The sequence below is a fragment of the Devosia sp. SL43 genome, from assembly GCF_021729885.1.
Classification (GTDB): domain Bacteria; phylum Pseudomonadota; class Alphaproteobacteria; order Rhizobiales; family Devosiaceae; genus Devosia.
Genome location: NZ_CP063401.1, coordinates 3,314,483 through 3,327,187, shown reverse-complemented (window position 1 = coordinate 3,327,187; position 12,705 = coordinate 3,314,483). Strand labels below are relative to the sequence as shown.

Genomic DNA, 12,705 nt, shown 5'->3' with positions numbered 1-12,705 from the left:
CTAGCCTTTGACCGCGCCGCCGGTGAGGCCGGCGATGATGTAGCGTTGAGCGAGGAGGAAGAACCCGATGGCGGGAAGAAGCGTCAGCGTGAGCAGGGCGAGCAACTTCGGCCAGTCGGTGGAATAGGTCCCCTGATACTTCTGGATGCCCAGCGGCCAGGTGAACTGGGACTCGCTGCTCATGGTGACCAGGGGCAAGAGATAGCTGTTCCAGCTGCTCATGAAGGTGAACACGCCGACAGTGGCGATGATGGGCAATGAAAGCGGTAGCACCACATACCAGTAGATCCCAAGATAGCCGCATCGATCCATGCGAGCTGCCTCGATGAGTTCGCGCGGCAGTTCCGCAAAGAAGCTCCGGAACAGCATGATTGCAAAGGCAAGGCCGAAGGCTACCTGCGGCAGGATCACGCCCCAGGCAGAATTGAGCAGGTTGGCATCGCGTAGCAGGAGGAAGACCGGCAGGATTGCGGTGGCAACTGGGAACAACAGTCCGATGGTGAAGAATGCACCAAGGTAGTTGCTGCCGAAGAACTTGATATGCACCAGCGCGAAGGCGGCCATCGATGCAAGGAGGACTGTCAGCACCACCGTGACAGTGGCGATGAACAGCGAATTCAACATCATCTGGCCGAATTCGGTGCCGCCGATAACGGTGGCGAAGTTGGACGGGTCCCATGACATGGGCAGTGAGAACGGCTGGGTGCGAAGCTCCCCGATGCTCTTGAAGCCGCCAACGATCGTCACATAGAGAGGTATGCAGATGAATACAGCCACCAGGGCCACCCCGATCCATTGCCAGGGAGAGACCGCGTAGTCGACATTCGTCTTTGAAGATTGCGACATGGTTCAACGCCCCGTGCGGCGCATCGCGCGCTGATAAACGATCGCCACGACGACACAGATGAGGAACAGCGCGATGCTGATCGCTCCCCCGAAGCCAATGCGCATGCGGGTGACGCCAAACTGGTAGAGGAAACCAACAATGGTCAGCGACGAATTGTTCGGGCCACCATTGGTCAGAGGAACGATGAGATCGAACAACTGCAGTGAACCGGTGATGGCAAAAAATGCCGTGACTGCGATCGCGGACCCGATCATCGGCAGCTTCACGTAGCGCACGATGTCCCATTTCTTGGCGCCATCGAGCCTGGCCGCTTCAATCATCTCGTCCGGTATGCTCTGCAGGGCGGCGATGTAGATCATCATGTGGAAGCCGAAATACTTCCACACCAGAACGGCCGCGATGGCCGGCATGACAGTAGTCGGGCTTGCAAGCAGGAATGGAGCCTGGACGCCGAAGAGCGTTGCCAGTTGTGCAGCCAACCCGTAATTCCCGTCGTAGACGAAACTCCACATGAGGCCGGCAGCGATTTCCGCCAGCATGTACGGCAGGAAGAACAGGGTCCGCACCACGCTGGTGAACCAGGTATTCCTGTACAGTATCAATGAGAGCCAGAGCGCCAGCGGCAACTGCAGCAACAGCGAAACGGCGATGATCAGGCCTGTATTGCGAAGCGCCGTTCCAAAGAAGCGGTGCGTGACGAGATCCCAGTAGTTCTCGAGGCCGATGAAGTCGGTTGGCGTGCCGAATCCGTTCCAGTCGTAGAACGAAAAACGGAAGGCCTGCAGGATCGGCAGAATGACAAATGCGAAGAAGACCAGGCCTGCTGGCAGGACCAGGATGGTCACCGCCACGGGAATGGGCAGCCGCCCTCCCGGTGATCGGCGAAGGCCCTGCACTGGTTCCACACTTTGGATCATCGTTTGCGCCCTTTAGAGAAAAAGGGCCGGCCCCAGGATGAGAACCGGCCCAGTTCGGGAGGAACTACTCGGAGGGTCTAGCGGTCGTCCGCCATTGCGTCCTCGACCCATGCAGCAGCATCTTCAGCCGAGATGGCGCTCGAGGTGATCGCTGCGGCGACATCATTGACCGCTGCGCCGGCGTTCACGCCCAGGCTCTGGTCAAAGAAGATCGCGTGGTAGGGCGCGGCGTTGATATCCTTGGCGATCTGTTGCTGGAACGGGTTCGCTAGGCCAGCGGCCGCCTCGGCATTGATCGGGATGTAGTAACCGCCTTCGGCGAAGCGAGCGATATTGGCCGCCTGCTGGTACCATACCATGAAGTCGACCGCAGCGTCGGGAGCGTCCTTGGCGAATACCCACCCGTTGATGCCACCGAGCGTATCATTGTCGTTGCCCTTTTGACCCTCAAGGGTGGGGAACGCGAAGAAGCCCAGTTGATCGTCCGGCACGCCTTCCTTGGACGTCGAGTTCGTCTTGGATTCCTGGTAGTTCCAGTCCCCCATCAGGATCATCGCCGCCTGGCCGTCACCGAACATGCCCGTGGACGGAGCATAGCCCGCACCCTCGAAGCCGGGCTGGTAGGGCTGCATTGCCGACAGGCGCAGGAACTCTTCGCTGGCCTTCACGAATTCGGGGGCAGTGAAGCCACCGTCGTCGCCACGGCGAGCCGCTTCCAGGCCAGCCTGGCCGGCTAGGCGCAGGGCAAGATAGTCCCAATAGAACGCGGTCGGCCACTTGTCCTTGGACGCCATGGCGATCGGTGTGATGCCCGCATCCTTGAGCTTCTGGACGCCGGCCAGGAAGCCTTCCCAGTCCGACATGGTGGCGACGTCAACGCCAGCTTGCTCGAACAAGGTCTTGTTGTACCAGAACACGACTTCGGAAACGTTCTGGGCAATCCCGTAGAGTTGGCCATCCCGAGTGAAGGCATCGACGCCGGCCGGACCCACTGCGGCCTTGGTCTCATCAGGAATTACCCCATCGATCGTGCGAAGCAAACCAGCCTCGATCTGCTCGGACAGCACACCGCCACCCCATGAATAGATGACGTCTGGCGCATCGTTCGTCTGAAGCATCGTGGAGAGGGCCTGCTTATAGTCCTCACCAAACTTGCGGATATTGATATCAACGCCAGGATGGTCGGCTTCATAGGCAGCCGCCAATTCGTCCATCAAAGCCAGCTCGGTTTCATTGGATTGAACGTGCACCAAGTCGATGGTCACGTCCTGAGCCAGCGCGCCATGGGCAAATAGCGCCACGGCACTTACAGCAAGTGCAAATCTCTTCATCGATTTCCTCCCAAGGCCGACTGGCCCGAATGCAGCTTCGTTGCGAGGGTCTTCATGCAATCGCGAACGATACGTACAACGTTAGCGCTAACGTTACATATCGTCAAGCCTCTCTTGACCCGGTGCATCGTTGGGGTGAAGGATAGGCGGACAAGGCTGCGGTGACAGCTGGAGGGCCCCCCAGGGCGATGAATCCGAAGAAGAAAAATCCCACGCTCGCCGAGATAGCCAAGGTGGCCGGTGTGTCCCTGATGACTGCATCGAGAGCCGTCAACAACCAGCCCGGTGTGTCGGCGGAGAAACGCGACGAAATCCTTCGCATCGCGGAAGACATGGGTTATGTCGCCAATCGGGTTGCGCAACGGCTTTCCGGCGGACGGTCAAAGGTGATCGGCGTGATCGCCCAGTTGCATAGCCTCTACACCAGCGACCTGGTCCTCGGCATCGGCAGCGCCGCCCGCACCGTGGATTACGAAATGCTGGTCTACTCCCTGTCCGACACCGAACGCCGCCCTCCCGGTGCGATCATTGACCTGCTCCGGCAGATCGTTGATGGCGTTATCGTGATTTTGCCGTTCCAGTCGGACTACCTGTCCCAGTTGATGGCGGCAGATCTTCCAATCGTGACGATCGACGAGGGGCAGGACCTTCCATTCCCCAAAATTGTCGCGGACAACTATCAGGGCGCTCGATTGGCGGTGGAGCATCTTGCGCAATTGGGCCACAGCCGTATCGGCTTCATCGGCGGCAACGTCATGCTGGAGTCTGCCCGCGACCGAGCCAGGGCATTCACCGACATGCAGGCGCAACTGGGCCTGGATTTGGACCCGGCACTCATCGTCAATGGCAATTTCATGCAACAGGGCGGTTTCGAGGCCGCCCTGGAACTTCTTCGACTGCCGTTTCCGCCAACCGCCATATTCGCCGCCAATGACATGAGTGCCATAGGCGCGATGTCGGCGATACGCGTCTCCGGCAAGACCGTGCCCAACGATATCTCGATCGTTGGCTTCGACGACGTGTCCGTGGCAGAACACGTGCATCCGCAGCTCACCACGATCCGGCAACCGCTGGCACAGATGGCACGTTCGGCGGTTAATACCCTGATGGCAATGATCTCCGGAATAGACCCACCGGCATCAAGAATTGTTCTTCCCGCAGATTTGGTTATCCGAGAATCGACCATGGCGCTTCAGATGCGCAAGCAGACCGCAGTGGCTGCCGTCGCGAGGTCGTAGGACTAACCTCGGTCAAGGCACCTGCCGCGTGCCGCCGGGCCGCGATGCGCTGGCCTCAGACCCAGAGCGCCATGTTGGTGCGGGTCAAACGACAGGCGAACTAGCGCTGGCATATACGTCCAACCTCCGGACAGACCGTGCCTGCTCACCAGGGCGCCGCCTGGCATGGTGAGTGAATGGCCATCGGGACTCCGCGAATAGGCCGGTTTCGGTTTAGAATTGGCAAACTCTTGGATGGTACCAATGCAGACTGGGCCAGCAATGGCTCGATCCGGATTTGTTGCTGACGGATCAGCGCGCAAGGATAGGATGTCTTGACTTCCTCTTGGCAAATGCTGGCCGGAAACCTGGCCGTAGTGGCGCTGGTCGTTATCGGCTGGGCGCATGTTCGCTATTGGCTGCGGTCGATTCCGAGGCCCGTCCGCATCCTCATGTTTGCCGTGACAATGGGCCTTGGCGCCATTGCTTCGATGAGCATGTCGGTGGAGATTCAGCCGGGCATCTATTTCGATCTGCGTTCTTCGCTGCTGGCGGTCACCGGCTTTTTCGGCGGTTTGCCTGCGGCGGTCATCGCGGCGCTCATTGCATCGCTGTTTCGGTTGAGTATGGGCGGTGCGGGAGCCTGGGCCGGCGTCGTCGGCATTGTGCTGGCCAGCGCGACGGGTCTCGGGTTGAGCCTGCTGCTGCGACGTCCCCATCGCGCCCGGCATATGTTGGTGCTGGGCCTGGCGACGCCGGTGGTCACCAAACTGGGGATCTTCGCCCTGCCCGCAGCCACAGCGCAACAGCTTGTGAACGGCGTTATGTTGCCCACCACCATCCTGACGGTTGCCGCGACCATTCTGGTGGGGCTGGTCTATCTCAAGGCACGACAGTTCTCTGAGGAGCGTGATCTATTGGCGGCAGCGCTGGCGAATGCCCCGGACCTTGCCTACATCAAGGATCAAAACGGGCGCTTTGCGGCGACCAACAATGCTGTGGCTCAGCTTCACGGCCTGACGCCTGACCAGCTCATCGGTCTGACCGACTTCGACATTGATACGCCGGAGCGTGCCCAGGCCCTGTTCGATCGCGAGCAGAACTTGCTGGCGAGTGGCGAGCCACTGATCGATTTCGAGGAACGGCTCGATGACGACACAGGCAATGAGCGCTGGTTCTCGACGACCAAGGTCCCCCTGCATGACCGGGCCGGACACGTCATCGGCCTGGCCGGGGTCACGCGCGACGTCACCGCAGAGCGGCTACTGCAGCGCGAGCTGCTGCAGAGCCGCGATACTCTGTCCTACGCCCTGGCCGAAATGTCCGATGGCCTGGCCATGTTCGACCATGACGGCAAAATGGTGTTCTGCAACGAGCAGTATCGCGCCTGCTTCCCGTTTACCGGGCAGTTGCGACAGCCAGGCGCGCATCTGCGCGACATCCTGCGCGCCGTTGTCGAAAGCGGCGAACAGCTTACGGCGCCCAAGCAGGAATCCGAGCGCTGGATCGCCGAGATCGTCGCCAACCTGCACCGCGAAAGCGAAGAAGAGGTCAACCTCTATGACGGCCGCTGGCTGCAGGTGCGCACCAGACCGACAAGCAACGGCGCCACCATGGTCGTGGTCAGCGACGTCACGCGGTTCAAGCAGGCCGAGCTAGCCCTGCATTCGGCCACCGACGAGCTCAAGCATCTGGTGCGCACCGATGGGTTGACGGACCTGCTGAACCGGCGCGCCTTCGACGACGCCATGGAAACCGAAATCCGCCGCAGCGGCCGCTCCGGTACTGCGCTCAGCCTGCTGCTGATCGATGTGGACCGTTTCAAGTCCTATAACGACCAATATGGCCACCCGGCCGGCGACGAATGCCTGCGGATCGTCAGCCAGCAGCTCAAATCCAGCCTCAAGCGACCGGCGGACCTCGCGGCGCGCTATGGCGGCGAGGAATTTGCCGCCATCCTGCCCGATACTGACGAAGACGGCGCCTATCTCGTCGCCGAGCTGTTCCGCAAGTCGCTCGCAGCGCGCCGCTTGCCGCATGCGGCAAGCGAGCGTGGCTATGTCACCGCCAGCGTCGGCGTCGCCACCTACATGCCCGACAACTTTCATCGCAGCGCGTTGGAGCTGATTCAGACCGCAGACAGCGCGCTCTACAGCGCCAAGGCTGCCGGTCGCGACCGGGTATTTGGCACCCGCGTCGCCAGCAAGGACCGCAAATACGCCGGCTAAAGTCCGAGAGGCGTGTTCAGTCCTCAAGCATGTGCTGCGACCCGCGGGGGATGACCAGCGGCGTGTGGGAAATCGGATCGTCGATGATGATGCAGGCGAGGCCGAAGACCTGTTCGACCAGTTCGTCCGTGATGATGTCGCGCGGCGGCCCTTCGGCGACCACCTTGCCATCGCGCATGGCGATGATGTGACTGGCATAGCGGCAGGCATGGTTGAGGTCGTGCAGCACGGCGACGATGGTCTGGCCATTGCGGCGGTTGAGATCGCCCATCAGGTCGAGCAGCTCGATCTGGTGGGTGATATCGAGGAAGGTCGTGGGCTCGTCGAGCAGCAGCAGCGGGGTCTCCTGCGCCAGCACCATGGCGACCCACACGCGCTGGCGTTGGCCGCCTGACAACTCGTCCACCAGCCGGTGCGACAGGGCCGTGACCTTGGTGGCCTCCATGGCCGCGATCACCGCCGCTTCGTCCTCGCGCGACCACTGCCGCAGCAGTTTCTGGTGCGGATAGCGGCCACGGGCGATCAGATCGGCAACGGTGATGCCCTCTGGGGCGATCGAGGTCTGCGGTAGCAGCCCCAGCCGGCGCGCCACCTCCTTGGCCGGGAAGTTGGAAATGGCCTGCCCGTCCAGGACCACCCTGCCCTTGCTCGGCTTGATCAGCCGCGCCAACGCCCGCAGCAGCGTAGACTTGCCGCAGGCATTGGCGCCAACGATGACGGTGAAGGACCGATCCGGAATTGAGACCGAAAGGTTCTCGGAGATGACGCGGTTATCGTAGCCGATGGTCGCGCCCTCGGCAAAGAGCCGGGGCTCGGCAGCGGCAAGACGGGGATCGTGCAGGTTCATGGTGGACCTCATTGCCGTCGCGCTTCGTGCAGCAGCAGCCAGACGAAATAAACGCCGCCCAGGCTGACTGTGACGATGCCGACGGGCAATTGCGTGGGGGCGAAGGCGCGCTGGGCGACATAGTCGGCCGCCGCCAGCAGCAGCGCGCCCATGGCGGCCGAGGGCAGCATGGCGACGCCGGCCGTGCCGGTGACGCGACGCGCCAGTTGCGGCGACGCCAAAGCGACGAAGCCGATCGGCCCGGCCGTGGCGGTGACAGTGGCCGTCAGCGCGACGCCCAGCACCAGCAGGCCCAGCCGGGTCGGTTCGGCACGCACGCCCAGCGCTCGCGCCGCGTCGTCGCCCAGTTCGAGCTGCGCCATGGGCCGCGCCATCACTAGCGCCAGCGGGATCAGGACGAGCAGCACTAGGGCGGCCGGCCCCAGTCGATCCAGCCCCAGCCCATTGAGCGAGCCGGCGCCCCATATGGCCGCCGCCATGGCGACTTCCAGCTTGGCGCGCAGCAGCATCCAGGTATTGAGCGAGCTCAGCATGGCCGAGACGCCGATACCGACGATGATCAGGCGGAAGCCCTGCACGCCCCTGCTATAGGCGAGGAAATAGACCAGCAGCGCCGTCACCAGCCCACCAACCAGCGCTCCACCGGCGATCATGTAGTAGCTACCCTGCAGCAGGATGATCACCACCAGCGCCCCGGTATAGGCGCCGGCGTCAAAGCCGATGACATCGGGGCTGCCCAGCGGATTGCGGGTCAACGACTGGAAGATGGCGCCGCTGATGCCGAGCGCCGCGCCGAGGATCAGCGCCAGCGCCGTACGCGGCAAACGCCACTCGACAACCACCATATGGATGCGCCCCTCGGCTTGGCCGAGCAGCGCCCGCACCACGTCGGGCAACGGCACCTGATATTCACCGCTGGCGAGGGTCACCAGCGCGATAGACAGCGCGACCGCCAGTAGAATGAAGCAGACAGTAACAGTCCGCAGGTCGATGCGATGCGAGATCGCGTCGCCGAACAGCCGCACAGAGCGGATCGGGCTCCCAAAGTCGATGCCGCCTTGAGGGTCTAGTATCGTCACAACCCGCTCACCCTGCGCCGGCGCGCCAACAGGATCAGCACCGGCGCACCGACGAAGGCGGTGACGATGCCCACTTGCAGTTCGCCCGGCCGCATGACCAGGCGGCCGACGATATCGGAGGTCAGCAACAGCACTGGCGACAACACCAGCGTAAACACGAATATCCAGCGCTGGTCAGGCCCGACGATCCAGCGCGCCACATGGGGCACCATCAGCCCGACAAAGCCGATCGGTCCAGCCGCAGCCGTGGCCGCGCCGGCCAGCAGGGTCGTCGAGATGACGACCCAGATACGCGTCCGCACGGTATTGGCGCCCAAGGCGGCAGCCAGAACGTCACCCAGGGCCACAGCGTTGAGCGGCCGCGCCATGGTCAGGGCGATGACCAGACCGATGGCGATGAAGGGCAGCACAGCCCAGATCGTCTCGTAGCCTGGGGCAACCAGCGAGCCGGCGCCCCACTGGCGCAGCCGGTCGAAGGTTGCGGGATCGAGCAACTGGATGCCCGAGGAAATGCCGCCCAGAACCGCGCCGATCGCGACGCCGGCCAGCGTCAGCCGCACCGGCGTGGTGCCAGTGCGCCCAACCGAGCCGATGCCATAGACCACGACCGTGGTCACGACAGCGCCGAGAAAGGCGAACCAGATATAGCCCTGGATAGAGCTGATGCCGAAAAAGCCAACGGCCAAGACAACGAAGAACGCCGCCCCGGCATTGACGCCGAGAATGCCCGGATCGGCCAGCGGGTTGCGCGTCAACGCCTGGATCAGCGCGCCCGACATGCCCAGCGCCACACCCACCGCCAACCCCAAGATGGTCCGCGGCACGCGCAGCGCCTGGATGATGGCGTGGTCGTCACTGTCGTTATAGGCAAACAGCGCGTCGAACACCGTCTGGACGGCGATGTCCTTGGAGCCTATGGCGATGCTGGCCACCAGCACCGCGAGCAGCACTGCAACGGCAGCAAGCAGCCAGCCTAGTCGGACGACATTGGTCTGCGCGAGGCCGGAACGCTTCTCGTCCTGGTTTGCAACGCTCTGGCTGGTGACGGCAATCTCGGCCATCTAGAGCCCGAATTTCTCAAGCGTCGCTTCGTATTCGTCCCGCACGTCTTCGGGATCGCGGTCAGAATCCCAGGCGGCGTCGATGGCCGCCTTGACGTCGGCTGGCAGGGCCTCCCATTTGGCCTCCCATTCTTCGCCTTCATGAATCCAGTAGCCGACCAGTTCGTAGCGCTCGGCCGGCAGCTTGAGTTCACCCCGCACGAATTTGCGGATGGCCCGCACCACCTTCTGCTCACCCGCCACCCAGACATAGCCAGGCGTCGTCGGCAGCGGCACGGCGCGCACCACCTCGCCCATGCGGCTGGGCGCAATGCCGTTACCGCTCTTGTGCAGCCAGGTGACGGTGGCGCCGGGATGCGCCGGCAAGTCCTGCTCATGCTCGGCCTCGGCGACTTCGACAAAGACGCGTGACGCGATGTGCTTGGGTGTCTGCTCCAGAATGCGGGCCAGAGCCGGAAGCCCGGTCGCATCGGCCACCAGCAACTGCCACACGATGTCCGACGGTGGGCTGTATAGCCCGCGCGGGCGGTTGATGGTGATCTGCGTACCGGGCTCGGCCTTCTGCGCCCATTCGCTGGCCACGCCGCCTTCATGCACCACGAAGTCGATATCGACCTCGCCCGCATCCTGGCGGAAACGCCGCACCGTATAGGTCGAGCAGCGGATCTTTTCCTGCCCGTCAGGATAGGTCCAGCGACCATCCTCGGTGATTTCGGGCAGGTAGAGCTTGCCATCGGCAGCATTGGGGAAGAACAGGCGGAGATATTCGTCGCCAATGCCGGTGGAGCTGAATTCGGAGAGCCCTTTGCCGCCAAAGGTTAACCGAACCATGCCGGGCGTCAGTTGCCGACGATCGAGGACGGTGGCTTCGTGGAACATCTTGGTCATTGTGCATCCGCAATTCGAGGATCGCCATGGCCCCAGCGAAGCGACGATTGAGCGTGTGAACCACGCGTGGCACGCCAAGGCTTCAGACCGTAAGGTCCAATGCGGGTTTGCTATATATTATGATTATTGTAGTCAAGTTACGAATGGCGCCAATGGCGATTCCTCTGATTCAGTTAGGGGACCGCGATCAATGCGACGGCGCCTTGCTGCTCGCGCTGCTTGATTGTCGCCGCTGGTCCTGCCCTTCGCGCGCAACGGGCGCATGGGGTGACTTGAACCAATGGAACGGGCGTAGCGCCAATTCGCGCAGGGCCCGCAGCGTCGCCAGTGCCATCAGCATCCAGTAGAATGGCAGAAGCAGTTGATGGACGAACAGACCGTACTGTCGCGCCCGCACGAGCCCCGTGAAAGTCATGGCCAAGGTGCTCACATAACCCAGCAGCATGATGGCGGCGTAAAGCCCCGCCCAGCCATATCCTTCGAACAATTTCCGACCTTGCAGCAACTGCACGACGGTGCTGAGCACGAGCCCGCTATGGAGCAAAGGCGCCACGATCATGCCGAGCACCAGCACTTCGAATGCGAGCATGGGCCAGAACCCCATCTCGGACAGCAGCCGGACCGGGTTCTTGTTATGGACGATGAAGGTCTGCATCCAACCTTTCATCCAGCGTGTTCGCTGTCCGAGCCATGGGCGGATACGGGTCGGCGCGTGCTCGCGCGTTGCCGAGGCGAGGGTCTCCACCCGCAGCCTGCGCCGCGCCAGCCGCATGCCCAGGTCGGCGTCCTCGGTGACATTGTAGGCGTCCCAGCCGCCCAGGTCGCGCAGTGCGGACAGGCGGAAATGGTTTGATGTGCCGCCCAGCGGTATGGGCAGACGCCAGTGTGCCAGCGCTGGCAGCAGCACGGTAAAGAGTGCGGAATATTCGCCGGCAAAGCTGGCGGGCAACCAGCCTCGATGGCCGTTGTCGATCGTCAACTGGGCCTGGAGGCACACCAGGTCCGGCGCATCGCGAAAGCGCGTGGCGGCTTTCCACAACTGGTCCGGGTCGGGTCGATCCTCAGCATCGTAGACGACGACAAAGTCGCCACGGCAGAGAGGCAGCGCGAAATTGATGGCCTTGGGCTTGGTGCGCGGCAGCGCGTCCGGCACAGAAACCAGGCATACACGAGGGTCGCCCAGCCGACGCTGCACGGCAGCCACCGTATCGGAAGACGCCGCTTCGACCACGAATTTGATATCGAGACGCGCTGGCGGATAGTCCAGGGCCCACATGGCCTCGAACAACTGCGGCACCATTGCCGCTTCGTTGTGCAGGGGAATGAGAACCGAGTAGATCGGCAACTCTTCGTCAGGCGGACGACGCTGCGGTCTATCCTGACGTGCAGGCGTCAGAATCGCCGCCACTCGGATGAGTGCCGGCCCGACGATGAGCAAGAGCACAAGCGGCAGCAACCAGCTCTCGGCCATGTGCGGCGCGAGCATGATCAGGACCAGCAGGATGGCGACCTGCGCGCAGAAGCTGTGTCGGGCTTCCTTGGTCAGCTCGAGCTGAGCCGTTGCATAGGGCCAGCGCCGCGCCAGGTTTTGCCGTGCGCCCGTGATCAGAGACTCCGCTGCCGCCTGCGCGAGATAGTCGCGCAACGCTGCTGCCGGAACCAGGCAAATGCACTGCCGCAGCTCGGCTTTGGTCTCGCGCAATTGCTTGAACTTGAGTAGCCCCAGAAAGTCTGGGCTGGCGAACAGGACGTCTCGCCCCAAGAGTTGCATGCGGAACAGGCGGACATCGGCCAGCGCTTCGAGGCGTGTGGGTTCAACGTGGCCCATCAGTCCTTCCGGCACTTTTGGGTAAAACGCGTAGTCGGCCCAGTGTGCGGCGCGCTCCATCACCAGCGTCTGGTCAATGGCGTAGACCGTTGCGCAATGCAGCAGCGGGTCAACCTCATGCTCGAGAGCTGTCTCGAGCACATGGCGCGCGTGTTCATCGTCCGGGCAGTCCTCGGCAAGGACTGCCCTGATCAGATCCAGGGTGTCTGACATCTGGCGTTCGGCGGTTTAGGATATGGACTGGTCGCGAGGCGACACTCCGGCCGCGGCCTGCAACAGGCGCAATCGCCTCGCCCGCCTCAGCCGGACGCGCACCGCAAGTGCGGCCCGCCGCATCAGCCTGAAAAAAAGAGCTGCAGACACCGGTGCCTGTCGCCGGCCCTCGCGTCGATCGGCGCGCACGGCAAAGTGCGGTTGATCGGCCCCATGCGATTGCGCGGCTGGCAGGTCTTCCTGCGCAAG

10 protein-coding genes are annotated in these 12,705 nt (G+C 62.7%); 2 read left to right on the top strand and 8 right to left on the bottom strand.

The features are described from left to right. The 3 genes from IM737_RS16290 to IM737_RS16280 all read right to left on the bottom strand — a co-directional run bounded on the left by IM737_RS16290 (position 1) and on the right by IM737_RS16280 (position 3,095). Positions 1-846: a carbohydrate ABC transporter permease gene (locus IM737_RS16290; protein ID WP_236895692.1), complete on the bottom strand. Its 846-nt coding sequence runs from the start codon at positions 844-846 to the stop codon at positions 1-3. 3 nt (positions 847-849) lie between these two features. Further along, positions 850-1,764 carry a carbohydrate ABC transporter permease gene (locus tag IM737_RS16285; RefSeq protein ID WP_236895690.1) on the bottom strand — a complete coding sequence of 305 codons (915 nt, stop codon included), beginning with the start codon at positions 1,762-1,764 and terminating at the stop codon, positions 850-852. 77 nt (positions 1,765-1,841) lie between these two features. Further along, positions 1,842-3,095, bottom strand: coding sequence for an ABC transporter substrate-binding protein (locus IM737_RS16280; protein WP_236895688.1), 1,254 nt, complete (start codon positions 3,093-3,095; stop codon positions 1,842-1,844). A 188-nt stretch (positions 3,096-3,283) separates the two neighbouring features. On the opposite strand from IM737_RS16280, the gene IM737_RS16275 reads away from it, so the two are divergent. Both IM737_RS16275 and IM737_RS16270 read left to right on the top strand, forming a co-directional pair. Further along, entirely contained in the window at positions 3,284-4,333 is a 1,050-nt protein-coding gene (locus IM737_RS16275; RefSeq protein WP_236895685.1) for a LacI family DNA-binding transcriptional regulator, read from the top strand. A 314-nt stretch (positions 4,334-4,647) separates the two neighbouring features. After that, on the top strand, positions 4,648-6,540 hold the full coding sequence (locus tag IM737_RS16270; RefSeq protein ID WP_236895681.1) for a diguanylate cyclase: 1,893 nt from the start codon (positions 4,648-4,650) through the stop codon (positions 6,538-6,540). Positions 6,541-6,556: 16 nt separating this feature from the next. On the opposite strand, the gene IM737_RS16265 is transcribed toward IM737_RS16270, so the two are convergent. The 5 genes from IM737_RS16265 to IM737_RS16245 form a co-directional block, all read right to left on the bottom strand. Further along, a complete protein-coding gene (locus IM737_RS16265; RefSeq protein ID WP_236895677.1) occupies positions 6,557-7,387 on the bottom strand; it encodes an ABC transporter ATP-binding protein in 831 nt (276 codons plus the stop codon). An 8-nt stretch (positions 7,388-7,395) separates the two neighbouring features. Further along, positions 7,396-8,466 (bottom strand): FecCD family ABC transporter permease, encoded by a 1,071-nt coding sequence (locus IM737_RS16260; protein ID WP_236895674.1) that lies wholly within the window; start codon positions 8,464-8,466, stop codon positions 7,396-7,398. Beyond that, a complete protein-coding gene (locus tag IM737_RS16255) occupies positions 8,463-9,527 on the bottom strand; it encodes an iron chelate uptake ABC transporter family permease subunit (protein ID WP_236895671.1) in 1,065 nt (354 codons plus the stop codon). The genes IM737_RS16260 and IM737_RS16255 overlap by 4 nt, the downstream gene beginning before the upstream one ends. Beyond that, on the bottom strand, positions 9,528-10,415 hold the full coding sequence (locus IM737_RS16250) for a siderophore-interacting protein (protein ID WP_236895668.1): 888 nt from the start codon (positions 10,413-10,415) through the stop codon (positions 9,528-9,530). A gap of 187 nt (positions 10,416-10,602) precedes the next feature. Further along, positions 10,603-12,456, bottom strand: a complete 1,854-nt coding sequence (locus IM737_RS16245; protein WP_236895665.1) for a glycosyltransferase family 2 protein — start codon at positions 12,454-12,456, stop codon at positions 10,603-10,605. Positions 12,457-12,705 lie beyond the last annotated feature (249 nt).